Origin of the sequence: Citrobacter sp. TBCS-15 (assembly GCF_005280815.1) — a bacterium.
GTDB classification, from domain to species: domain Bacteria; phylum Pseudomonadota; class Gammaproteobacteria; order Enterobacterales; family Enterobacteriaceae; genus Citrobacter; species Citrobacter werkmanii.
This window is the reverse complement of the sequence record NZ_SZWK01000292.1, coordinates 497,501-519,838: the sequence shown is the minus strand read 5'-3', so window position 1 is coordinate 519,838 and position 22,338 is coordinate 497,501. Positions and strand designations below refer to the sequence as shown.

The window sequence follows — 22,338 nt, the reverse complement described above, 5'->3', positions numbered from 1 at the left end:
GGAGAAGGTTATGTGTTCTATTTTTGGCGTATTCGATATTAAAACTGACGCAGTTGAACTGCGTAAAAAAGCCCTGGAATTGTCTCGTCTGATGCGCCATCGCGGCCCGGATTGGTCAGGTATTTACGCCAGTGATAACGCCATTCTGGCGCACGAACGTCTGTCCATCGTCGACGTCAATGCCGGCGCTCAGCCGCTGTATAACGTGAAAAAAACGCATATCCTGGCTGTTAACGGTGAAATTTATAACCATCAGGCGCTGCGAGCGGAATATGGCGATCGCTATCAGTTCCAGACGGGTTCAGACTGCGAAGTTATCCTCGCGCTGTATCAGGAAAAAGGCCCAGAGTTCCTGGATGACCTGCAAGGCATGTTTGCTTTTGCCCTGTACGACAGCGAGCAGGACGCCTACCTGATCGGTCGTGATCATATCGGGATCATCCCACTGTATATGGGTTACGACGAACACGGTAACTTCTACGTCGCGTCTGAAATGAAAGCCCTGGTTCCGGTATGCCGCACGATCAAAGAATTCCCGGCCGGTAGCTATTTGTGGAGTAAGGACGGCGAAATTCGTCAGTACTATCAGCGCGACTGGTTTGAATACGATGCGGTCAAAGACAACGTGACCGATAAAAACGAGCTGCGTCAGGCGCTGGAAGATGCAGTGAAAAGCCACCTGATGTCAGATGTTCCTTATGGTGTGCTGCTGTCCGGTGGTCTGGATTCATCCGTCATTTCCGCGATTACGAAAAAATACGCGGCGCGCCGTGTTGAAGATCAGGAACGTAGCGAAGCCTGGTGGCCACAGTTGCACTCCTTCGCCGTCGGGCTGGAAGGCGCACCGGATCTGAAAGCCGCGCAAGAGGTAGCGAACCATCTGGGGACCGTGCACCATGAGATCCACTTCACCGTGCAGGAAGGTCTGGATGCTATCCGTGACGTGATTTATCACATCGAAACTTACGATGTCACAACGATCCGCGCATCGACGCCAATGTACTTAATGTCGCGTAAAATTAAAGCGATGGGCATTAAAATGGTGCTGTCGGGTGAAGGCTCTGACGAAGTATTCGGCGGCTATCTCTATTTCCACAAAGCGCCAAACGCGAAAGAGCTGCATGAAGAAACCGTGCGTAAGCTGCAGGCGCTGCATATGTTCGACTGCGCCCGCGCCAACAAAGCGATGTCTGCCTGGGGTGTGGAAGCTCGCGTGCCCTTCCTGGATAAGAAATTCCTTGATGTGGCGATGCGCATCAACCCGCAGGATAAAATGTGCGGCAACGGCAAAATGGAAAAACATGTGCTGCGCGAATGTTTTGAATCTTACCTGCCTGCCAGCGTCGCATGGCGTCAGAAAGAGCAGTTCTCTGATGGTGTCGGTTACAGCTGGATTGATACCTTGAAAGAGGTGGCTGCTGAGCAAGTTTCTGACCAGCAACTGGAAACCGCCAGCTTCCGTTTCCCTTACAACACGCCATCATCTAAAGAAGCGTATTTGTACCGTGAGATTTTTGAAGAATTGTTCCCGGTTGCCAGCGCGGCGGAATGTGTGCCTGGCGGGCCATCAGTAGCCTGTTCTTCTGCCAAAGCGATTGAATGGGATGAAGCGTTTAAAACCATGAACGATCCCTCTGGCCGTGCAGTTGGCGTACATCAGTCCGCTTATAAATAAGTTAATCCTTAGAAAAGGGCCCTGCGGGGCTCTTTTTTTATGTCTGTTTTCTGTGCAAAAAAACAATTAATAACTAATAATTGCCGAATATTGCGCCATGCTGTTCGCAACCTAACCAAACAGTCACATTCCAGCTATTTTCAATGAAAAAGGGGTTGACGCTTCAAGGCTCAATACGCATAATGCGCCCCGCAACGCCGATAAGGTTACGCGAAAAAAAGATGGCTACGTAGCTCAGCTGGTTAGAGCACATCACTCATAATGATGGGGTCACAGGTTCGAATCCCGTCGTAGCCACCATCTTTTTTGCGGGAGTGGCGAAATTGGTAGACGCACCAGATTTAGGTTCTGGCGCCGCAAGGTGTGCGAGTTCAAGTCTCGCCTCCCGCACCATTCACCCGTAAGCGTTGCACGGATGGGGTATCGCCAAGCGGTAAGGCACCGGTTTTTGATACCGGCATTCCCTGGTTCGAATCCAGGTACCCCAGCCATTTTTTTCTTCGATATAGCGGTTCACCGCAACGGTCATTGGGGTATCGCCAAGCGGTAAGGCACCGGTTTTTGATACCGGCATTCCCTGGTTCGAATCCAGGTACCCCAGCCATCGAAGAATAAGTAATATATGGCTACGTAGCTCAGCTGGTTAGAGCACATCACTCATAATGATGGGGTCACAGGTTCGAATCCCGTCGTAGCCACCATCTTTTTTGCGGGAGTGGCGAAATTGGTAGACGCACCAGATTTAGGTTCTGGCGCCGCAAGGTGTGCGAGTTCAAGTCTCGCCTCCCGCACCATTCACCCGTAAGCGTTGCACGGATGGGGTATCGCCAAGCGGTAAGGCACCGGTTTTTGATACCGGCATTCCCTGGTTCGAATCCAGGTACCCCAGCCATTTTTTTCTTCGATATAGCGGTTCACCGCAACGGTCATTGGGGTATCGCCAAGCGGTAAGGCACCGGTTTTTGATACCGGCATTCCCTGGTTCGAATCCAGGTACCCCAGCCATCGAAGAATAAGTAATATATGGCTACGTAGCTCAGCTGGTTAGAGCACATCACTCATAATGATGGGGTCACAGGTTCGAATCCCGTCGTAGCCACCATATTAAGGACGTATCGACTCGTTCGGTAACGCCAAAATATTGTTGGGGTATCGCCAAGCGGTAAGGCACCGGATTCTGATTCCGGCATTCCGAGGTTCGAATCCTCGTACCCCAGCCAATTTCAAAAGTCGTCCACATTGTGGATGCGCCCGTTGGGGTATCGCCAAGCGGTAAGGCTCTGGTTTCTGATACCAGCATTCCGAGGTTCGAATCCTCGTACCCCAGCCATATTAAAAAAGCTCGCTTCTGCGAGCTTTTTGCTTTTCTGCATTTATCGCCTGATGGCGCTCCGCTTATCAGGCCTACGTATTTTCCCCGTAGGCCTGCCTGAATTACAATCCTAACGCATACTTCAACGCCTGACGCTTCAGTACGCCTGCGCGCTCTGCGGCCATTAATCCGAGATTACGCATGATACGCAGTGGCTGTAGATTGTTGCTGAATCCGGCGTAGAACAGATCCATCCCGCTCTGCATAATGAAATTATCAGTCATACGACGGTTCTGATAGCGTTTCAGCACCGGCTGGCTGGCCCAGGATTCACCGTAGCTGCGCGCATTAACCAGCACGTCAATCAGCGCATCCACATCACGGAACCCGAGATTTACGCCCTGCCCTGCCAGCGGATGAATGGTATGCGCGGCATCCCCCACCAACGCCAGCCCTGGCTGGACATATTGCAGCGCGTGACGACGCGTAAGCGGGAATGCCCCCGCCGCCACAGGCGTAACGTTGCCGAGTCGTGACGGGAAGTGTTTGGCGATCTCCGCCTGCAGTTGCGACATATTCAGACCTTGCAACTGGCGGATACGCGCTGGTGAGTCATACCACACCAGCGAGGCCCAGTTATCAAACAGCGGCAAAAACGCGCGTGGACCGTCAGGCGTGAATTGTTGCCAGGTGCTATCGCCGGGCGCGTTATCGCATTGTACGGTGATCAACATGCAGGACTGCGCATACTGCCAGGCATGAATACCAATCCCGGCCATTTTCCGCACCTGAGAATTTGCGCCATCCGCGCCGATCACCAGCTTCGCGCTGATTTTCTCACCACCAGTCAGTTCAAGCTCATGCCGATCGTGATGTTGATGCAGAGAGATCAATGACGCCGGTACGCGCAACGTGACTTTAGGGTGGGCTTCCAGCGCCTGCCAGAGTGCCTGTTGCAGAACCGTGTTTTCCACCATATAGCCCAGCAAAGGTAACTTAAGCTCGGCGGCATCAAACATTACATGGGCATTTTCCCATTCCCACGTTTCCAGACGACGGTAAGGATGACTGCGCATACCCTGAACCGTATCCCAGACCCCCAGTCCTTTCAGCAACGACACCGAGGCGGAGCTAATGGCGGAAATTCTGACATCGGGCTGTCCATCAGCCACAAACGGCGCGGGAACGGCGTGTTCAATGACCGTTACCGTAAATCCATGCTGCGCCAGTCCAAGCGCCAGCGCGCCGCCGACCATCCCCCCGCCGACAATGGCAATTTCCGTTGGTTGATTTGTCATGTGGTCAATCATCCTGTTACATGTATTGTGTAAGTTTACAGGATTTTTTACCCCTTGAGGCTGACATCCGTCATACTGGTCACAACCGCGCCAAAGCAGTACACTATGCGCCCTGCATTTCAGCCACAATTTCGCAAGAGCAAGTCGATGACCAAAAAACTCCATATTAAAACCTGGGGCTGTCAGATGAACGAATACGATTCATCGAAGATGGCCGATCTGCTGGATGCCACTCATGGGTATCAACTGACCGACGTGGCGGAAGAAGCGGATGTGCTGCTGCTGAATACCTGCTCAATCCGTGAGAAGGCTCAGGAAAAAGTTTTCCATCAGTTGGGCCGCTGGAAGCTGTTAAAAGAGAAAAACCCCAATCTCATCATCGGTGTCGGTGGCTGTGTCGCGTCACAAGAAGGCGACCATATTCGCCAGCGCGCCCACTACGTCGATATTATTTTTGGGCCGCAGACTCTGCATCGCCTGCCGGAAATGATCAACAAAGTACGTGGAAGCACTAGCCGTAGCCCGGTAGTTGATATCAGTTTCCCGGAGATAGAAAAGTTTGACCGCCTGCCGGAACCGCGTGCTGAAGGTCCAAGCGCGTTTGTGTCCATCATGGAAGGCTGTAATAAATATTGTACCTACTGCGTGGTGCCCTACACTCGCGGTGAGGAAGTCAGCCGCCCGGCGGATGACATCCTGTTCGAAATCGCTCAGCTTGCGGCGCAAGGCGTGCGTGAAGTGAACCTGCTGGGGCAAAACGTCAACGCCTGGCGCGGTGAGAACTATGACGGCACAACAGGATCCTTTGCTGACCTGCTGCGTCTGGTGGCGGCGATCGACGGCATTGACCGCATCCGCTTCACCACCAGCCATCCGATCGAATTCACCGATGATATCGTTGAAGTTTATCGCGACACGCCGGAGCTGGTGAGCTTCCTGCACCTGCCGGTACAGAGCGGTTCAGATCGCGTACTGAATCTGATGGGGCGCACCCATACCGCGCTGGAATACAAAGCGATTATCCGCAAACTGCGCGCAGCGCGTCCGGACATTCAGATTAGCTCGGATTTCATCGTTGGCTTCCCAGGCGAAACCACACAGGATTTCGAGCAGACCATGAAGCTGATTGCAGACGTGAATTTTGACATGAGCTACAGCTTTATCTTCTCTGCGCGTCCTGGCACCCCGGCCGCCGATATGGTTGACGACGTACCGGAAGAAGAGAAAAAACAGCGTCTGTATATCCTGCAGGAGCGTATCAACCAGCAGGCCATGGCCTGGAGCCGTCGTATGGTCGGCACAATCCAGCGCATTTTGGTTGAAGGTACGTCGCGCAAAAGCATTATGGAGCTGTCAGGCCGTACCGAAAACAACCGTGTGGTGAACTTTGAAGGCACCCCGGAAATGGTCGGTAAGTTTGTGGATGTTGAAATTACCGATGTCTGGACAAACTCCCTGCGCGGTAAAGTGGTTCGCACCGAGGACGAAATGGGTCTGCGCATCGCAGAATCCCCTGAGTCGGTCATTGCGCGTACCCGCAAAGAAAACGATCTGGGTGTAGGTATTTACCAGCCTTAATCTTCTGGCCCGTCAGCTCTGGCGGGCCTTGTATTTCCTCCTGCAATCCCCATATTTATTGCAATGCTTGCGCCTTTTCCCTATGGCGTGAATAATTTCCTTAGATGCCGGTAAATGTTCAGCGTCCGGCGAGACATGCTAAAGAGGAACAGTTTGAACATAGACACTCGCGAAATCACCCTTGAACCCGCAGACAACGCCCGCCTGTTGAGCCTTTGCGGTCCATTTGATGACAACATCAAACAGTTGGAACGTCGTCTCGGCATCGAAATTAACCGTCGGGATAACCACTTTAAGCTGACCGGTCGCCCAATTTGCGTCACCGCTGCGGCTGATATTTTACGCAGCCTGTATGTCGATACCGCCCCAATGCGCGGTCAGACCCAGGACATTGAACCTGAGCAAATTCATCTGGCGATTAAAGAAGCGCGAGTGCTTGAGCAAAGCGCGGACAGCGTGCCGGAATTTGGCAAAGCGGTGAATATCAAAACCAAACGCGGAGTGATTAAACCGCGTACGCCAAACCAGGCGCAGTACATCGCCAACATCCTCGATCACGACATCACCTTCGGCGTTGGCCCTGCGGGTACGGGTAAAACGTATCTTGCGGTTGCCGCCGCGGTCGATGCACTTGAGCGCCAGGAGGTCCGTCGAATTCTGCTGACCCGTCCGGCAGTGGAAGCGGGTGAAAAACTGGGCTTCCTGCCGGGAGATCTCAGCCAGAAAGTCGATCCGTATTTACGTCCGCTGTATGACGCGCTATTCGAAATGCTCGGTTTTGAGAAGGTCGAAAAACTGATCGAGCGTAACGTCATTGAGGTGGCGCCGTTGGCCTATATGCGCGGTCGTACCTTGAACGATGCGTTCATCATTCTTGATGAAAGCCAGAACACCACCATCGAACAGATGAAAATGTTCCTGACCCGTATCGGCTTTAACTCCAAAGCGGTCATCACCGGCGATATCACTCAGATTGACCTGCCGCGTAGCACCAAGTCAGGTCTGCGTCATGCCATTGAGGTGCTGGCCGAAGTTGACGAGATTAGTTTTAATTTCTTCCATAGCGAAGACGTGGTTCGCCACCCGGTGGTTGCCCGTATCGTCACGGCGTATGAAGCCTGGGAAGAAGCAGAACAGAAACGTAAAGCCGAGCTGGCAGCGGAACGCAAGCGCGAAGCTCAGGAGCAGGAGCAAAAATGAGTCAGGTTATTCTCGATTTACAGCTGGCATGTGAAGACGAAACCGGTTTACCCACAGAAAGTCAGTTTCAGGGCTGGCTGGATGCGGTAATCCCGCAGTTTCAGGAAGAGTCTGAAGTGACGATTCGCCTGGTCGATGACGCGGAAAGCCACGAGCTGAACCTGACCTATCGCGGAAAAGATAAATCAACCAACGTGCTCTCTTTCCCGTTTGAAGCTCCGCCGGGCATTGAGATGCCGCTGCTGGGCGATCTGATCATCTGCCGTCAGGTGGTTGAGAAAGAAGCTCAGGAGCAAGGTAAGCCGCTTGAAGCCCACTGGGCGCACATGGTGGTGCACGGTAGCCTGCATTTACTCGGCTACGACCATATCGAAGATGATGAAGCGGAAGAAATGGAATCCCTCGAAACAGAGATTATGCTTGCTCTGGGCTATGAGGATCCGTACATTGCCGAGAAGGAATAAGCCGTCGGGCATCTGCCCGGGCTTCCCATGAAGCCATGCGCTGAGTTTACGCGCATTGAGCGACCTATTAACTAACATGAGAACCCATACGACGCCATGAGCGACGACAATTCACACAGTAGTGACACGTTAACCAGCAAAAAGGGATTTTTTTCCCTGTTACTGAGCCAACTTTTCCACGGTGAACCCAAAAACCGCGACGAACTGTTGGAGCTGATCCGTGATTCCGGGCAGAACGACCTTATCGATGAAGATACGCGTGATATGCTCGAAGGGGTGATGGACATTGCGGACCAGCGTGTTCGCGACATCATGATCCCCCGCTCGCAAATGATTACCCTGAAACGCAACCAGACCCTTGATGAATGCCTCGATGTCATTATCGAGTCAGCCCACTCGCGTTTCCCGGTGATCAGCGAAGACAAAGATCACATTGAAGGGATTCTGATGGCCAAAGATCTGCTGCCGTTTATGCGCAGCGATGCCGAAGCTTTCAGCATGGAGAAAGTGTTACGCCAGGCGGTTGTCGTACCGGAAAGCAAGCGCGTTGACCGCATGCTGAAAGAGTTCCGCTCCCAGCGTTATCATATGGCTATCGTCATCGACGAGTTCGGCGGTGTCTCTGGTCTGGTGACCATTGAGGACATCCTTGAACTGATCGTTGGTGAAATCGAAGATGAGTACGACGAAGAAGATGATATCGACTTCCGTCAGCTCAGTCGCCACACCTGGACCATTCGCGCGCTGGCGCCAATTGAGGACTTCAACGAAGCCTTTGGCACCCACTTTAGCGACGAAGAAGTCGATACCATTGGCGGTCTGGTCATGCAGGCCTTTGGTCATCTGCCCGCTCGTGGGGAGACTATCGACATTGATGGTTACCAGTTCAAAGTGGCAATGGCCGACAGCCGTCGTATTATTCAGGTTCATGTCAGAATTCCGGACGACTCACCCCAGCCCAAACTGGACGAATAAACCCGAAACTGGATCTTAGACTACATGGCATTTGCCTCACTAATTGAACGCCAGCGCATTCGCCTGCTGCTGGCGTTATTATTCGGTGCCTGCGGGACGCTGGCTTTCTCTCCGTATGACATCTGGCCTGCGGCGATCGTATCGCTGATGGGCCTGCAGGCTCTCACCCTCAACCGCCGTCCACTTCAGTCCGCCGCTATCGGCTACTTCTGGGGCCTGGGGTTGTTTGGTTCCGGCATTAACTGGGTCTACGTCAGCATCGCGCAGTTTGGCGGTATGCCAGGTCCGGTTAACGTTTTCCTTGTGGTACTGCTTGCCGCCTACCTTTCACTCTATACCGGTCTGTTTGCTGGCGTGTTGTCACGCCTGTGGCCGAAAACAACCTGGCTACGCGTCGCCATTGCCGCGCCGGTTGTCTGGCAGATAACCGAGTTCCTGCGGGGCTGGGTGCTGACCGGCTTTCCGTGGCTGCAGTTCGGCTACAGCCAGATTGACGGCCCGCTAAAAGGGCTGGCGCCGGTGATGGGCGTTGAAGCGATTAACTTCCTGCTGATGATGGTCAGCGGCCTGCTGGCGCTGGCTATCGTACAGCGTAACTGGAAACCGCTGGTTGCAGGCGTGGTGCTTTTCGCTCTGCCCTTCCCGCTGCGCTACATCCAGTGGTATACGCTTGAGCCGGAAAAAACGACTCAGGTTTCGATGGTACAAGGTGACATTCCACAGTCACTCAAATGGGATGAAGGTCAGCTACTTAATACGCTGAAAATTTATCTCGACGCCACCCAGCCTGAAATGGGCAAATCACAGCTGATCATCTGGCCGGAGTCCGCTATCCCGGACCTGGAAATTAACCAGCAGCGTTTTTTGAGCATGATGGATGACCTGCTGAAATCGAAAAACAGCACGTTGATTACCGGTATCGTAGACGCGCGGCTGAATAAGCAGAACCGTTACGACACCTACAACACCATTATCACGTTGGGTAAAGACAGTCCGTACAACTACGACTCCAGCAACCGCTACAACAAAAACCATCTGGTACCGTTTGGCGAGTTTGTTCCGCTGGAATCGATCCTGCGCCCGTTAGCGCCGTTCTTTGACCTGCCTATGTCGTCGTTCAGCCGCGGACCGTATGTGCAGCCACAGCTGCATGCGCATGGCTTTAAGCTGACCGCAGCTATCTGCTACGAAATCATTCTTGGCGAACAGGTTCGCGATAACTTCCGCCCGGATACGGATTATCTGCTCACCATCTCTAACGATGCGTGGTTTGGTAAGTCTATCGGCCCGTGGCAGCACTTCCAGATGGCGCGTATGCGTTCCCTGGAACTGGCGCGCCCGCTGCTGCGTAGCACCAACAACGGTATTACGGCGGTGATTGGTCCACAGGGTGAGATTCAGGCGATGATCCCGCAGTTTACCCGCCAGGTTCTGACCACCAGCGTGACGCCAACCACGGGCTTAACCCCGTATGCCCGTACCGGTAACTGGCCGCTATGGCTGCTTACCGCGCTGTTTGGCTTTGGCGCGCTGGTAATGAGCCTGCGCCAGCGTCGTAAATAACCTTCCTTCCCCGGGCCGGATAACGATGTGTTTATCCGGCCGACAAAACTCCCTACCTTGCCCATTCTGGCACGCCTATTGCTTTGTTATACAAGGCAAACGCCGTTTTGGCTGAATGTGCAACCTGGTCGCACCAAAGTTGAGCTTTGGTAGCACCTGAAAAGTGCAACAAGATATTTTTGCCCCCAAATGGTGCGGCGCACTTCGCAAAAATAAACAATAACACAGCAAATTCTTTACATTCATCCAAACTAAATGTTAACAAACATATACAAGACTGCACGTTTAAGTAGCAAACAATAACAACATCACAATGGGTATCAATGCGTCCCTGGCGCAGACGATAAAGGAGTTGGATATGCAATTACGTAAGCTCGCCACTGCCATGCTGGTCATGGGAATGTCCGCCGGTCTGGCGCACGCAGAAGACGCAGCACCAGCGGCAGGCAGCACGCTGGACAAGATCGCCAAAAATGGCGTTATCGTTGTCGGCCACCGTGAATCATCGGTACCGTTTTCTTACTACGATAATCAGCAAAAAGTGGTCGGTTATTCACAGGATTACTCCAACGCCATCGTTGAAGCCGTGAAGAAAAAACTCAACAAGCCTGACCTACAGGTAAAACTGATCCCGATCACCTCACAGAACCGTATCCCGCTGCTGCAAAACGGTACCTTCGACTTTGAATGTGGCTCCACCACCAATAACGTCGAGCGTCAAAAACAAGCGGCATTCTCTGACACTATTTTCGTTGTTGGCACCCGTCTGCTGGCGAAAAAAGGCGGTGATGTTAAAGATTTCGCTGACCTGAAAGGCAAGGCCGTGGTCGTGACTTCGGGTACCACCTCGGAAGTGCTGCTGCACAAGCTGAACGAAGAACAAAAAATGGATATGCGCATCATCAGCGCGAAGGACCATGGTGACTCTTTCCGTACTCTGGAAAGCGGCCGCGCCGTTGCCTTTATGATGGATGACGCCCTGCTGGCTGGCGAACGCGCGAAGGCGAAGAAACCAGACAACTGGGAGATCGTCGGCAAGCCACAGTCTCAGGAAGCCTATGGCTGCATGCTGCGCAAAGATGACCCTGAGTTCAAAAAGCTGATGGACGACACTATCGCCAAGGCGCAGACCTCAGGCGAAGCGGAAAAATGGTTTGATAAGTGGTTTAAAAACCCAATTCCACCGAAGAACCTGAACATGAATTTCGAACTGTCAGACGAGATGAAAGCCCTGTTCAAAGAACCGAATGATAAAGCGCTTAACTAACTAAAATAAATGGGAGGCTTCCCCTCCCTCTCGATTGTTACCCGGCACGGACAGACTATAAGCCTGATGGTCGTTCCCCATCAGGCCTGAAAACCGCAAAACGCCGAATAACAATCTTCGAGGGTAGCGCTGCTACCCTTTTTTTTCTGGAGTAGATTTATGTCTATAGACTGGAACTGGGGCATTTTTTTACAACAAGCCCCGTTCGGCAACACCACCTATCTCGGCTGGCTCTGGAGTGGTTTCCAGGTCACGGTCGCGTTATCCATTACGGCCTGGATTATCGCTTTCCTCATCGGTTCTTTATTCGGCATTTTACGCACAGTCCCCAACCGCTTCCTCGCCGGGATCGGCACCCTGTACGTTGAGCTGTTTCGTAACGTTCCGCTCATTGTCCAATTTTTCACCTGGTATCTGGTCATTCCTGAACTGTTACCGGAAAACATTGGTATGTGGTTCAAGTCGGAACTGGATCCCAATATTCAGTTCTTCCTTTCATCCATGCTTTGTCTGGGGCTGTTTACCGCCGCGCGCGTCTGCGAGCAGGTTCGCGCTGCTATTCAGTCTCTGCCTCGTGGGCAGAAAAACGCAGCTCTGGCAATGGGGCTGACGTTGCCTCAGGCTTATCGTTATGTTCTGCTGCCAAACGCTTACCGCGTGATTGTTCCGCCAATGACCTCAGAGATGATGAACCTGGTGAAGAACTCCGCGATCGCCTCCACCATCGGCCTGGTCGATATGGCTGCTCAGGCAGGTAAGCTGCTGGATTACTCCGCCCACGCTTGGGAATCGTTTACGGCTATTACCCTGGCCTACGTGCTGATTAACGCTGTCATCATGCTGGTGATGAATCTCGTCGAACGCAAGATCCGCCTGCCGGGCAATATGGGAGGCAAATAATGTACGAATTTGACTGGAGTTCTATTGTCCCTTCCCTGCCGTATCTGCTGGACGGGCTGATCATCACGCTGAAAATCACTGTCACGGCGGTCGTCATTGGTATCGTATGGGGAACGATCCTGGCGGTCATGCGTCTGTCCAGCTTCGCGCCGATAGCCTGGTTTGCGAAAGGCTACGTCAACGTATTCCGTTCTATTCCACTGGTGATGGTACTGCTGTGGTTCTACCTGATTGTGCCTGGCTTCCTGCAAAACGTATTGGGTCTGTCGCCAAAAACCGATATTCGCCTGATCTCGGCGATGGTCGCGTTTTCGATGTTTGAAGCCGCGTACTACTCAGAGATTATCCGGGCTGGGATCCAGAGTATTTCTCGTGGGCAGTCCAGCGCCGCGCTGGCGCTGGGGATGACCCACTGGCAGTCGATGAAGCTCATTATTCTGCCGCAGGCCTTCCGCGCGATGGTGCCGCTGCTGCTTACCCAGGGTATCGTACTCTTCCAGGATACCTCGCTGGTCTATGTATTAAGTCTGGCAGATTTCTTCCGTACCGCCTCCACCATTGGCGAGCGTGACGGCACGCAGGTTGAAATGATCCTGTTTGCTGGCGCCGTTTATTTTGTATTCAGTCTGAGCGCATCGTTGTTGGTCAGCTATTTGAAGAAAAGGACAGTTTAATGATTACCCTGAAAAATGTTTCTAAATGGTATGGTCACTTTCAGGTGCTGACCGACTGCTCTACGGAAGTGAAAAAAGGTGAAGTGGTCGTGGTCTGCGGCCCTTCAGGTTCCGGTAAATCCACGCTTATCAAAACGGTAAACGGTCTGGAGCCGGTACAACAGGGCATCATCACGGTTGATGGTACCGTGGTGAACGACAAAAAAACCGATCTGGCCAAACTGCGTTCCCGTGTGGGCATGGTGTTCCAGCACTTTGAACTATTTCCACATCTGTCGATCATTGAAAACCTGACTCTGGCCCAGGTCAAAGTGCTGAAACGCGATAAAGCGCCTGCCCGCGCAAAAGCGCAGAAGCTGCTGGAGCGTGTCGGTCTGGCGGCCCATGCCGAGAAGTTTCCGGCTCAGCTCTCCGGGGGACAGCAACAGCGTGTCGCCATCGCCCGGGCACTGTGCATGGATCCTATCGCCATGCTGTTTGACGAACCGACATCTGCGCTTGATCCTGAAATGATCAACGAAGTACTGGACGTCATGGTTGAACTGGCCAATGAAGGAATGACCATGATGGTGGTGACCCACGAAATGGGCTTTGCGCGGAAAGTGGCGAACCGGGTGATCTTCATGGATGAAGGGAAAATTGTTGAAGACTCACCGAAAGAAGAGTTCTTCGCCAATCCGAAATCGGACCGCGCCAAAGACTTCCTCGCGAAAATCCTGCACTAATCTTGCTGGCGCGCACCGCTATGTGCGCGCCACCTCACGCTTTATCTCTTCACTTCTCGAAACAGGTACAGCCCAGCGTTACCCTTGTCACAAAGTCCCACTTACAAGGAGCAACAATGGCACTTCCTATTCTGTTTGATTGCGATCCAGGTCATGACGACGCTATCGCAATTGTTCTCGCCCTCGCCTCACCTGAACTGAATGTGAAAGCAATCACCTCTTCTGCCGGCAACCAGACGCCCGACAAAACGCTGCGTAACGTATTACGCATGTTAACGTTACTCAACCGTACGGATATCCCCGTAGCCGGCGGAGCCGTAAAACCGCTGATGCGCGATCTGATTATTGCCGATAACGTCCACGGTGAGAGTGGGCTGGATGGCCCGGCATTGCCGGAACCCGCTTTCGCTCCTCTGGACTGTACCGCCGTGGAACTGATGGCAAAAACCCTGCGGGACAGCCCGGAACCGGTGACCATTGTCTCCACCGGGCCGCAAACTAACGTCGCATTGCTTTTGAACAGCCACCCGGAATTGCACGCCAAAATCGCCCGTATCGTGATTATGGGTGGTGCGATGGGCCTCGGGAACTGGACGCCCGCGGCGGAATTCAATATCTATGTTGATCCTGAAGCCGCTGAGATCGTATTCCAGTCAGGTATCCCAGTGGTAATGGCCGGGCTGGACGTCACGCATAAAGCGCAAATACATCGTGAAGATACCGAGCGATTCCGCGCTATCGGCAACCCTGTTTCGACGATCGTGGCAGAACTACTCGACTTTTTCTTTGAATATCATAAAGACGAAAAATGGGGATTCATCGGCGCGCCGCTGCACGACCCATGTACCATTGCCTGGCTGCTGAAACCTGAACTTTTTACCACCGTCGAGCGCTGGGTCGGCGTGGAAACCCAGGGCAAATACACCCAGGGGATGACTGTGGTGGATTATTACTTCCTGAGCGGCAATAAGCCAAACGCCACCGTGATTGTGGACGTGGATCGCCAGGGGTTTGTCGATCTGCTGGCAGAACGTTTAAGATATTACGCGTAAAAATGTAGGCCGGATAAGGCGCTTGCGCCACCATCCGGCATATTGCCTGATGGCGATGCTGACACATCTTATCAGGCCTACAAATGACGTTTGGCACGTCTAATCATTAAGGCTCAAACGGCCTGCGCTGGAACTGATCGTGCCCGCATTTCGGGCACAGCGGCAGCACATCCGGGGTGTATACCGCTAAATGGAAGTGGCACTTCTCGCAGACCAGATTGCCCAGGCCGACCACCTCGCCGCTGTGATAAACCCCATGATGGCTGAGATCCTGAAAGACTTCGCGCCATTCGAGCTGCGTTTTATCGGTAATATCGGCCAGTTCTTGCCAGATACTCTCTTTGATAACCCGCATAAAGACGCTGTCAGTCTCCTCATCGAGACTCTCTTCATAACTCAACGCAAACTCTTCCAGGTCACGTTTGACGGCCCGGGTGACCTCTTCCACCTCGGTTCGCGTTAACTCCCCGGTCTGCATAACTCGCTGACGCGCCTGCTCCACCAGCGCATCAATATCGCGTTCGCCGTTACGCAGGCGTTCGCTCAGTGAAGCCACCAGTTCGCGGTAATATTGAGCAACCTTGTTCATCACTTCACCTCCTGGGTCGTTAACTGTCTATAATAATAGACGTTATTTACGCTACGCTTTGCAAGACTGTCCACAGAGTGTGTAAATTCGTGCAAGAATTATCCTTGCGGGAATTCAACGCTGAATGCGCGAAAGGCTGTTTTGGCGCGGGCGTTTGGGCTATGCTATGCGGATCTGAAACACCACATCTAGAGCTACGTTTGTAGCTGTATTGAAAACAGGACCACTGGCTGCCATGCAAGAGCAATACCGCCCGGAAGAGATAGAATCCAAAGTACAGCTTCACTGGGATGAGAAGCGCACATTTGAAGTGACCGAAGACGAGAGCAAAGAGAAGTATTACTGCCTGTCTATGCTTCCCTATCCTTCTGGTCGACTACACATGGGCCACGTACGTAACTACACCATCGGTGACGTGATCGCCCGCTACCAGCGTATGCTGGGCAAAAACGTACTGCAGCCTATTGGCTGGGATGCGTTCGGTCTGCCTGCGGAAGGCGCTGCGGTTAAAAACAACACCGCACCGGCACCGTGGACGTACGACAACATCGCCTACATGAAAAACCAGCTCAAAATGCTGGGCTTTGGTTATGACTGGAGCCGCGAGCTGGCGACCTGCACCCCGGAATACTACCGTTGGGAACAGAAGTTCTTCACCGAGCTGTACAAAAAAGGCCTGGTGTACAAGAAAACCTCTGCGGTCAACTGGTGCCCGAACGATCAGACCGTTCTCGCCAACGAGCAGGTTATCGACGGCTGCTGCTGGCGTTGCGATACCAAAGTTGAGCGCAAAGAGATCCCGCAGTGGTTCATTAAAATCACCGCTTACGCAGACGAACTGCTGCGCGATCTGGATAACCTGGATCACTGGCCGGACACCGTTAAGACCATGCAGCGCAACTGGATCGGTCGTTCGGAAGGTGTGGAAATCACCTTCGACGTGAACGGTTACGACAACACGCTGACCGTCTATACCACCCGCCCGGATACCTTTATGGGTGCGACCTACCTGGCCGTTGCCGCTGGTCACCCGCTGGCGCAGAAAGCCGCCGCGAACAACCCTGAACTGGCCGCCTTCATTGACGAATGCCGCAACACCAAGGTTGCTGAAGCCGAAATGGCGACCATGGAGAAGAAAGGCGTCGACACTGGCTTTAAAGCGGTTCACCCGCTGACTGGCGAAGAGATCCCGGTTTGGGCGGCAAACTTTGTCCTGATGGAATATGGTACAGGCGCCGTGATGGCCGTTCCGGGTCACGATCAGCGCGACTACGAATTTGCCACCAAATATGGCCTGACCATCAAGCCGGTCATTCTGACCGCCGAAGGTGCAGAGCCGGATCTGTCGGAACAGGCACTGACTGAAAAAGGCGTACTGTTTAACTCCGGTGAGTTTGACGGCCTCGACTTCGAAGCTGCCTTCAACGCCATTGCTGACAAGCTGGTCGCTAAAGGCGTGGGTGAGCGTAAAGTTAACTATCGTCTGCGCGACTGGGGCGTTTCCCGTCAGCGTTACTGGGGCGCGCCGATTCCGATGGTGACGCTGGAAGACGGTACCGTGCTGCCAACACCAGAAGATCAACTGCCGGTTATTCTGCCGGAAGACGTGGTCATGGACGGCATCACCAGCCCGATCAAAGCCGATCCTGAGTGGGCGAAAACCACCATTAACGGCATGCCTGCGCTGCGTGAGACCGACACCTTCGATACCTTTATGGAATCCTCCTGGTACTACGCGCGTTATACCTGCCCGCAGTACAACGAAGGCATGCTGGATCCAGAAGCCGCTAACTACTGGCTGCCGGTTGATATCTACATTGGCGGTATCGAACACGCCATCATGCACCTGCTCTACTTCCGCTTCTTCCACAAACTGATGCGCGACGCGGGCATGGTCAACTCTGACGAGCCGGCTAAACAGCTGCTGTGTCAGGGCATGGTGCTGGCAGATGCGTTCTACTACGTCGGCGCCAACGGCGAGCGTAACTGGGTTTCTCCGGTTGATGCCATCGTTGAACGCGACGAAAAAGGTCGTATTGTGAAGGCGAAGGACGCCGAAGGTCATGAACTGGTGTATACCGGCATGAGCAAGATGTCCAAGTCCAAAAACAACGGCATCGACCCGCAGGTGATGGTTGAGCGTTACGGCGCAGACACCGTGCGTTTGTTTATGATGTTCGCCTCTCCGGCTGACATGACCCTGGAATGGCAGGAATCCGGCGTTGAAGGGGCTAACCGCTTCCTGAAACGTGTCTGGAAACTGGTTTACGAACATACTTCCAAAGGGGATGTCGCTGCCCTGAACGTTGATGCTCTGAGCGAAGATCAAAAAGCGCTGCGTCGCGACGTGCACAAAACTATCGCTAAAGTCACCGATGATATCGGTCGTCGTCAGACCTTTAACACCGCAATTGCGGCGATTATGGAGCTGATGAACAAGCTGGCGAAAGCGCCACAGGAAGACGAGCAGGACCGCGCCCTGATGCAGGAAGCGTTGCTGGCCGTTGTGCGTATGCTTAACCCGTTCACCCCACACGTTTGCTTCACCCTATGGCAGGCGCTGAAAGGCGAAGGCGATATCGATAACGCACCGTGGCCAGTAGCTGACGAAAGCGCTATGGTTGAAGACTCAACGCTGGTTGTCGTTCAGGTTAACGGTAAAGTACGTGGCAAAATCACCGTTCCGGTAAACGCCACCGAAGAACAGGTTCGTGAACGTGCTGGCCAGGAACACCTGGTGGCAAAATATCTTGATGGCGTTACCGTACGTAAAGTGATTTATGTACCGGGTAAACTCCTCAATCTGGTCGTTGGCTAAGCGCGGGAGGAAGCGTGCGACTTCTGACAACATTGTTGTTATCTCTGGCGGTGCTGGTCACCGCCGGGTGCGGTTGGCATCTGCGTAGTACTACGCAGGTTCCACCCTCAATGAAAACCATGATTCTGAACTCTGGCGATCCGAACGGCCCGTTAAGCCGCGCGGTTCGTAATCAGTTGCGTCTGAACGGCGTTACGCTGCTTGAAGACGGTTCAATGCGTAAAGATGTGACGTCCTTACGCCTTGGCGCGGTCAGCATTTCGCAGGATACGGCGTCGGTATTCCAGAACGGTCAAACGGCTGAATACCAGATGGTGATGTCCGTAAGCGCCACCGTGCTGATTCCGGGACACGATATTTACCCCATCAGCGCTAAAGTTTATCGTTCGTTCTTTGACAACCCACAGGCTGCGCTGGCGAAGGATAACGAGCAGGACATGATCATCAAAGAGATGTACGACAAAGCGGCAGAACAGTTGATTCGTAAGCTGCCAAGCGTACATCTGGCCGACACTCGGTCCTCCAGTGCGGATGCCGAGCCAGCAGCGACGCCAGCCGCAGCGCCTGCGTCATCTCCAGCACGTGTTTCCACCACGCTGGGTAACTGATGCTCAAGTTGTACCCTGAACAACTCCGCGCACAGCTCAATGAAGGGCTGCGCGCGGCGTATTTACTACTGGGCAACGATCCCCTCTTATTGCAGGAAAGCCAGGATGCCATCCGTCTGGCTGCCGCAACGCAAGGATTCGAAGAACACCACGCTTTTACTCTGGACACCAGCACCGACTGGGGAGAAATATTTTCACTCTGCCAGGCGATGAGCCTGTTTGCCAGTCGTCAAACGCTGCTTTTGCAGTTGCCTGAAAATGGCCCCAATGCCGCCATTAACGAACAACTCGCGTCGCTGGTCACTCTGCTTCATGACGATCTGCTGCTGATTGTTCGCGGCAACAAACTGACTAAGGCACAGGAAAACGGCGCATGGTATACCGGGCTGGCGAATAACGCGGTTCAGGTTAGCTGCCAGACACCGGAGCAAGCACAACTACCGCGCTGGGTTGCCGCGAGAGCGAAACTTAACAACCTGCAACTGGATGACGCAGCCAATCAGCTATTGTGCTATTGCTATGAAGGTAACCTGTTAGCTCTGGCGCAAGCACTTGAGCGGTTAGCATTACTGTGGCCTGATGGCAAACTCACGCTGCCTCGCGTGGAGAAAGCCGTTAACGATGCCGCGCACTTTACGCCATTCCACTGGGTGGATGCTCTGCTGATGGGCAAAAGCAAGCGCGCGCTGCACATCCTGCAACAGTTACGCCTTGAAGGCAGCGAACCGGTTATTTTACTGCGTACGATACAGCGCGAATTGCTGCTGCTGGTCAACCTGAAACGGCAGTCGGCCCATACGCCCTTACGCACGTTGTTTGATAAACATCGTGTGTGGCAAAATCGCCGTGGCATGATGGGAGATGCGCTTAACCGGCTAAATCCGGCACAGCTGCGTCAGGCGGTGACGCTGTTAACACGTACGGAAATTACGCTTAAACAAGACTATGGTCAGTCAGTGTGGGCAGAACTTGAGGGACTTTCCCTTTTGCTCTGCCATAAATCGCTGGCCGATGTTTTTATTGATGGTTGATATGAAATCATTGCAGGCTCTGTTCGGCGGCACCTTTGATCCGGTGCATTATGGTCATCTTAAACCGGTTGAAATTCTGGCGAATCTGATTGGCCTTTCCCGGGTCATCATCATGCCCAATAACGTGCCGCCACATCGCGCGCAACCCGAAGCATCCGGCGAACAACGTAAGCGTATGGTTGAACTGGCCATTGCTGATAAGCCGCTGTTTTCTCTGGATGAACGCGAACTCAAACGCGATACCGCCTCCTACACCGCGCAAACGCTACAAGAGTGGCGCGAAGAGCAAGGTCCGGACGTGCCGTTAGCGTTTATTATTGGTCAGGACTCGCTGCTAACCTTTCCTTCCTGGCATGACTACCACACGATTTTGGGTAACACACATCTTATTGTGTGCCGACGTCCGGGCTATCCACTCGAAATGGCGCAGGAAAAGCACCAGCATTGGCTGGAGGATCATCTGACCCATTCGCCGGAAGACCTGCACAACCTGCCCTGCGGGAAAATTTACCTGGCCGAAACGCCGTGGTTTAATATCTCCGCCACGCTGATCCGCGAACGCCTGGAAAAAGGCGAGCCGTGCGACGACTTACTGCCAGGCGCTGTGCTTGACTATATCAATCAACAAGGGCTGTACCGCTAAGCGCCTTGCGTAATGCCGCCAGCAGTCGGTTATTCTCTTCCATGCTGCGAACGGCCACCCGATAATAACGCGTATCCAGTCCTGGATAGTTGGCGCAACTGCGGATCAAAACATGTTGTTCGAGCATGGCGCGTTGCAGATCAACATCCTCCCGATCGCAGCGTAATAAACGATAATTTGCCCGGCCGGGATACACCGTCAGGCCGGACAGTGCTTGCAACTGTTGATCAAACCGCGCCCCCTCTTGCTCCAGCCATTTCCACGTCGCCTGCTGATAGGCGCTATCGGGTAAAATAATCTCGCCTGCAAGGGCAGCAAACGCATTAATTGACCACGGCATTTGTTGGCTACGCATCTGTGCAACGGCGTGTTCGTTACTGTTGACCAGATACCCCAGGCGCAATCCCGGTATCGCATAGAATTTAGTCAGCGAGCGCAGCACCCAAATATGTGGATTCCCGTGCAGCAGCGGGATAAACCCCGGTTCACCGGCAATAAAATCAATAAATGCTTCATCAAGGATCAGAGTGATCCCAAGCAGCTCACAACGGGTAGCAATCTCGTGTAGCAGGTGGTTATCGGGCAGTAATCCGGTGGGATTGTTAGGTGTACAGAGAAACAGGCAGTCCAGTTCTGGGGTTAACGCATCGAGGATGGCCTCGGTAAGCTGCCAACCATCCTCTTCACGCAGCGCAAATTCATGAATCGTACACCCCCCCCATTGCAACGCCCGACGATATTCCGCAAACCCGGGCGTGACGATCATCGCATGGCCTGGCTTGAGGCCATGCACCAGGGTAAAAATAGACTCGGTCTCACCGTTTCCGGCCAGGATCCACGAGGCCGGAATCTGATGATGATCCGCCAGTGCCGTATGCAGTTGAGCGTAATCGACATCCGGGTAACGCTCCGCGCTGTCCAGATTGTCGATAATCGCGCGTTTTAAACTTGCTGGCATACCCAGCGGGTTAATATTCGCGCTAAAATCCAGCAATTGTTCAGGCGAGATACCCAACAATTCGGCGGCTTCTCGGGTATTACCACCATGCGCGCTCTTCAATAAAGACATCGTGCCGCTCCACGTAAAAAAGGGTATTTTAGTGAAAAAACTCTGCGCAATCAGGGCAAACATCATATTTTGTGCGAATAGCTTCACGAGGAAAACATGAGACTCTGGTTAGTACGGCATGGCGAAACCGACGCCAATGTCGCCGGATTATACAGCGGCCACGCTCCCACTGCGCTAACGGAGCGGGGGATCGCACAGGCGCAAACAGTGGGCAAGTTGTTACATAATCTTCCCGTTGACAACGTGCTTTGCAGCGAACTCGAACGCGCCCGCCATACAACCCGGTTGATCTTAGGCGATCGCGACCTCCCGGTACGTATTATGCCTGAGCTGAATGAGATGTTTTTTGGTGACTGGGAAATGCGCCACCATCGCGATTTAGCACGTGAAGACGCTGAAAATTACGCCTTATGGTGTAACGACTGGCAGAACGCAACGCCAACAAATGGCGAAGGCTTTCAGGCATTTTCTCAGCGGGTTGAACGCTTCATTGCCCAGCTTGCCGATTATAAAGCGAGTCAAAATCTGCTGGTGGTGAGTCATCAGGGCGTGCTGAGCGTTTTGATTGCCCGCCTGCTGTCCATGCCGGCTGCGGCAATGTGGCATTTCCGCGTCGAACAAGGCTGCTGGAGCGCGATAGATTTATGTGACGATTTCGCGGTACTGAAAGTGCTTAATAGCCGAGCCGTATGGCATGACGGGGAGTGAATGCGCGGTTTTTTCTGCCGAAGGGCCTCTCTCCCATTGACACCCCCTGACAGGCTGTTATCCTCCGCAACCTGACTTTTCCCGCCTTTCAGAGCTTTGCAGAAATTGTTTTACAAAAATGGCGATGCATTCTGTGGCGTGGGGTGGGATGATAGCGCACTTCAAAAGCGCTTTCGGAGACATTTGTCC

The 22,338-nt window shown here is 53.3% G+C and carries 19 protein-coding genes and 11 tRNA genes; 27 read left to right on the top strand and 3 right to left on the bottom strand.

From position 1 onward, the window contains the following. Positions 1-10: 10 nt before the first annotated feature. From asnB to FDW96_RS20050, 12 genes are all read left to right on the top strand, one after another. The gene (gene asnB / locus FDW96_RS20105) at positions 11-1,675 is read left to right on the top strand and encodes an asparagine synthase B (protein ID WP_003847376.1); all 1,665 of its coding nucleotides are present in this window, start codon (positions 11-13) and stop codon (positions 1,673-1,675) included. A 223-nt stretch (positions 1,676-1,898) separates the two neighbouring features. Beyond that, a tRNA-Met gene (locus tag FDW96_RS20100) sits at positions 1,899-1,975 on the top strand. 8 nt (positions 1,976-1,983) lie between these two features. Beyond that, a tRNA-Leu gene (locus FDW96_RS20095) sits at positions 1,984-2,068 on the top strand. 23 nt (positions 2,069-2,091) lie between these two features. Beyond that, positions 2,092-2,166: transfer RNA gene (locus FDW96_RS20090), tRNA-Gln, on the top strand. A gap of 38 nt (positions 2,167-2,204) precedes the next feature. Next, positions 2,205-2,279 (top strand) — tRNA-Gln (locus FDW96_RS20085). Between the two features lie 20 nt (positions 2,280-2,299). Beyond that, positions 2,300-2,376: transfer RNA gene (locus FDW96_RS20080), tRNA-Met, on the top strand. Between the two features lie 8 nt (positions 2,377-2,384). Beyond that, positions 2,385-2,469: transfer RNA gene (locus FDW96_RS20075), tRNA-Leu, on the top strand. Positions 2,470-2,492: 23 nt separating this feature from the next. Continuing rightward, positions 2,493-2,567, top strand: a tRNA-Gln gene (locus FDW96_RS20070). A gap of 38 nt (positions 2,568-2,605) precedes the next feature. After that, positions 2,606-2,680: transfer RNA gene (locus FDW96_RS20065), tRNA-Gln, on the top strand. 20 nt (positions 2,681-2,700) lie between these two features. Next, positions 2,701-2,777 (top strand) — tRNA-Met (locus tag FDW96_RS20060). Positions 2,778-2,820: 43 nt separating this feature from the next. Continuing rightward, positions 2,821-2,895 (top strand) — tRNA-Gln (locus FDW96_RS20055). A 35-nt stretch (positions 2,896-2,930) separates the two neighbouring features. Beyond that, positions 2,931-3,005: transfer RNA gene (locus tag FDW96_RS20050), tRNA-Gln, on the top strand. Between the two features lie 104 nt (positions 3,006-3,109). On the opposite strand, the gene ubiF is transcribed toward FDW96_RS20050, so the two are convergent. After that, positions 3,110-4,285, bottom strand: coding sequence for a 3-demethoxyubiquinol 3-hydroxylase (gene ubiF / locus FDW96_RS20045; protein WP_137366178.1), 1,176 nt, complete (start codon positions 4,283-4,285; stop codon positions 3,110-3,112). A gap of 147 nt (positions 4,286-4,432) precedes the next feature. Between ubiF and miaB the strand changes: the two genes are divergently transcribed. The 10 genes from miaB to rihA all read left to right on the top strand — a co-directional run bounded on the left by miaB (position 4,433) and on the right by rihA (position 14,683). Continuing rightward, complete coding sequence (gene miaB / locus FDW96_RS20040) at positions 4,433-5,863, top strand: tRNA (N6-isopentenyl adenosine(37)-C2)-methylthiotransferase MiaB (protein WP_042309792.1); 1,431 nt, start codon at positions 4,433-4,435, stop codon at positions 5,861-5,863. 153 nt (positions 5,864-6,016) lie between these two features. Further along, a complete protein-coding gene (locus tag FDW96_RS20035) occupies positions 6,017-7,063 on the top strand; it encodes a PhoH family protein (RefSeq protein ID WP_042309794.1) in 1,047 nt (348 codons plus the stop codon). Then, on the top strand, positions 7,060-7,527 hold the full coding sequence (ybeY, locus tag FDW96_RS20030; RefSeq protein ID WP_042309797.1) for an rRNA maturation RNase YbeY: 468 nt from the start codon (positions 7,060-7,062) through the stop codon (positions 7,525-7,527). Before FDW96_RS20035 ends, ybeY begins: the two co-directional genes overlap by 4 nt. A gap of 96 nt (positions 7,528-7,623) precedes the next feature. Further along, complete coding sequence (gene corC, locus FDW96_RS20025) at positions 7,624-8,502, top strand: CNNM family magnesium/cobalt transport protein CorC (RefSeq protein WP_038638785.1); 879 nt, start codon at positions 7,624-7,626, stop codon at positions 8,500-8,502. A gap of 24 nt (positions 8,503-8,526) precedes the next feature. After that, positions 8,527-10,065 (top strand): apolipoprotein N-acyltransferase, encoded by a 1,539-nt coding sequence (lnt, locus tag FDW96_RS20020; protein WP_061381657.1) that lies wholly within the window; start codon positions 8,527-8,529, stop codon positions 10,063-10,065. A 358-nt stretch (positions 10,066-10,423) separates the two neighbouring features. Next, positions 10,424-11,332, top strand: a complete 909-nt coding sequence (gene gltI, locus FDW96_RS20015) for a glutamate/aspartate ABC transporter substrate-binding protein GltI (RefSeq protein WP_003022762.1) — start codon at positions 10,424-10,426, stop codon at positions 11,330-11,332. A 159-nt stretch (positions 11,333-11,491) separates the two neighbouring features. After that, positions 11,492-12,232, top strand: coding sequence for a glutamate/aspartate ABC transporter permease GltJ (gltJ, locus tag FDW96_RS20010; RefSeq protein ID WP_038638776.1), 741 nt, complete (start codon positions 11,492-11,494; stop codon positions 12,230-12,232). Further along, positions 12,232-12,906, top strand: coding sequence for a glutamate/aspartate ABC transporter permease GltK (gene gltK, locus FDW96_RS20005; protein WP_003022757.1), 675 nt, complete (start codon positions 12,232-12,234; stop codon positions 12,904-12,906). Before gltJ ends, gltK begins: the two co-directional genes overlap by 1 nt. Next, complete coding sequence (gene gltL, locus FDW96_RS20000) at positions 12,906-13,631, top strand: glutamate/aspartate ABC transporter ATP-binding protein GltL (RefSeq protein WP_042309800.1); 726 nt, start codon at positions 12,906-12,908, stop codon at positions 13,629-13,631. Before gltK ends, gltL begins: the two co-directional genes overlap by 1 nt. Positions 13,632-13,747: 116 nt before the next feature. Continuing rightward, the gene (gene rihA, locus FDW96_RS19995; RefSeq protein WP_137366177.1) at positions 13,748-14,683 is read left to right on the top strand and encodes a pyrimidine-specific ribonucleoside hydrolase RihA; all 936 of its coding nucleotides are present in this window, start codon (positions 13,748-13,750) and stop codon (positions 14,681-14,683) included. Between the two features lie 106 nt (positions 14,684-14,789). On the opposite strand, the gene FDW96_RS19990 is transcribed toward rihA, so the two are convergent. Continuing rightward, a complete protein-coding gene (locus FDW96_RS19990; protein ID WP_079225032.1) occupies positions 14,790-15,272 on the bottom strand; it encodes a zinc ribbon-containing protein in 483 nt (160 codons plus the stop codon). Positions 15,273-15,507: 235 nt separating this feature from the next. On the opposite strand from FDW96_RS19990, the gene leuS reads away from it, so the two are divergent. From leuS to nadD, 4 genes are read left to right on the top strand one after another with little or no spacing between them, the layout of a single operon-like run. Continuing rightward, positions 15,508-18,090, top strand: a complete 2,583-nt coding sequence (leuS, locus tag FDW96_RS19985; RefSeq protein ID WP_094301018.1) for a leucine--tRNA ligase — start codon at positions 15,508-15,510, stop codon at positions 18,088-18,090. A 14-nt stretch (positions 18,091-18,104) separates the two neighbouring features. Beyond that, a complete protein-coding gene (lptE, locus tag FDW96_RS19980; RefSeq protein WP_137366176.1) occupies positions 18,105-18,698 on the top strand; it encodes an LPS assembly lipoprotein LptE in 594 nt (197 codons plus the stop codon). Next, on the top strand, positions 18,698-19,729 hold the full coding sequence (gene holA / locus FDW96_RS19975; protein WP_038638754.1) for a DNA polymerase III subunit delta: 1,032 nt from the start codon (positions 18,698-18,700) through the stop codon (positions 19,727-19,729). Before lptE ends, holA begins: the two co-directional genes overlap by 1 nt. A 1-nt stretch (position 19,730) precedes the next feature. After that, the gene (gene nadD / locus FDW96_RS19970) at positions 19,731-20,372 is read left to right on the top strand and encodes a nicotinate-nucleotide adenylyltransferase (protein WP_137366175.1); all 642 of its coding nucleotides are present in this window, start codon (positions 19,731-19,733) and stop codon (positions 20,370-20,372) included. Here nadD and cobD read toward each other — a convergent pair. Next, positions 20,347-21,441 carry a threonine-phosphate decarboxylase CobD gene (cobD, locus tag FDW96_RS19965; protein ID WP_061381698.1) on the bottom strand — a complete coding sequence of 365 codons (1,095 nt, stop codon included), beginning with the start codon at positions 21,439-21,441 and terminating at the stop codon, positions 20,347-20,349. The two genes, nadD and cobD, sit on opposite strands and share 26 nt — an antisense overlap. A 96-nt stretch (positions 21,442-21,537) precedes the next feature. Between cobD and FDW96_RS19960 the strand changes: the two genes are divergently transcribed. Then, positions 21,538-22,149: an adenosylcobalamin/alpha-ribazole phosphatase gene (locus FDW96_RS19960; RefSeq protein ID WP_042309809.1), complete on the top strand. Its 612-nt coding sequence runs from the start codon at positions 21,538-21,540 to the stop codon at positions 22,147-22,149. Positions 22,150-22,338: the final 189 nt, after the last annotated feature.

What these genes read in the sequence shown, in the direction of transcription:
- asnB (WP_003847376.1), top strand. Translation starts at nt 11, where the DNA reads ATGTGTTCTATTTTTGGCGTATTCGATATTAAAACTGACGCAGTTGAA.
- ubiF (WP_137366178.1), bottom strand. Translation starts at nt 4,285, where the DNA reads ATGACAAATCAACCAACGGAAATTGCCATTGTCGGCGGGGGGATGGTC.
- miaB (WP_042309792.1), top strand. Translation starts at nt 4,433, where the DNA reads ATGACCAAAAAACTCCATATTAAAACCTGGGGCTGTCAGATGAACGAA.
- ybeY (WP_042309797.1), top strand. Translation starts at nt 7,060, where the DNA reads ATGAGTCAGGTTATTCTCGATTTACAGCTGGCATGTGAAGACGAAACC.
- corC (WP_038638785.1), top strand. Translation starts at nt 7,624, where the DNA reads ATGAGCGACGACAATTCACACAGTAGTGACACGTTAACCAGCAAAAAG.
- lnt (WP_061381657.1), top strand. Translation starts at nt 8,527, where the DNA reads ATGGCATTTGCCTCACTAATTGAACGCCAGCGCATTCGCCTGCTGCTG.
- gltI (WP_003022762.1), top strand. Translation starts at nt 10,424, where the DNA reads ATGCAATTACGTAAGCTCGCCACTGCCATGCTGGTCATGGGAATGTCC.
- gltJ (WP_038638776.1), top strand. Translation starts at nt 11,492, where the DNA reads ATGTCTATAGACTGGAACTGGGGCATTTTTTTACAACAAGCCCCGTTC.
- gltK (WP_003022757.1), top strand. Translation starts at nt 12,232, where the DNA reads ATGTACGAATTTGACTGGAGTTCTATTGTCCCTTCCCTGCCGTATCTG.
- gltL (WP_042309800.1), top strand. Translation starts at nt 12,906, where the DNA reads ATGATTACCCTGAAAAATGTTTCTAAATGGTATGGTCACTTTCAGGTG.
- rihA (WP_137366177.1), top strand. Translation starts at nt 13,748, where the DNA reads ATGGCACTTCCTATTCTGTTTGATTGCGATCCAGGTCATGACGACGCT.
- FDW96_RS19990 (WP_079225032.1), bottom strand. Translation starts at nt 15,272, where the DNA reads ATGAACAAGGTTGCTCAATATTACCGCGAACTGGTGGCTTCACTGAGC.
- leuS (WP_094301018.1), top strand. Translation starts at nt 15,508, where the DNA reads ATGCAAGAGCAATACCGCCCGGAAGAGATAGAATCCAAAGTACAGCTT.
- holA (WP_038638754.1), top strand. Translation starts at nt 18,698, where the DNA reads ATGCTCAAGTTGTACCCTGAACAACTCCGCGCACAGCTCAATGAAGGG.
- nadD (WP_137366175.1), top strand. Translation starts at nt 19,731, where the DNA reads ATGAAATCATTGCAGGCTCTGTTCGGCGGCACCTTTGATCCGGTGCAT.
- cobD (WP_061381698.1), bottom strand. Translation starts at nt 21,441, where the DNA reads ATGTCTTTATTGAAGAGCGCGCATGGTGGTAATACCCGAGAAGCCGCC.
- FDW96_RS19960 (WP_042309809.1), top strand. Translation starts at nt 21,538, where the DNA reads ATGAGACTCTGGTTAGTACGGCATGGCGAAACCGACGCCAATGTCGCC.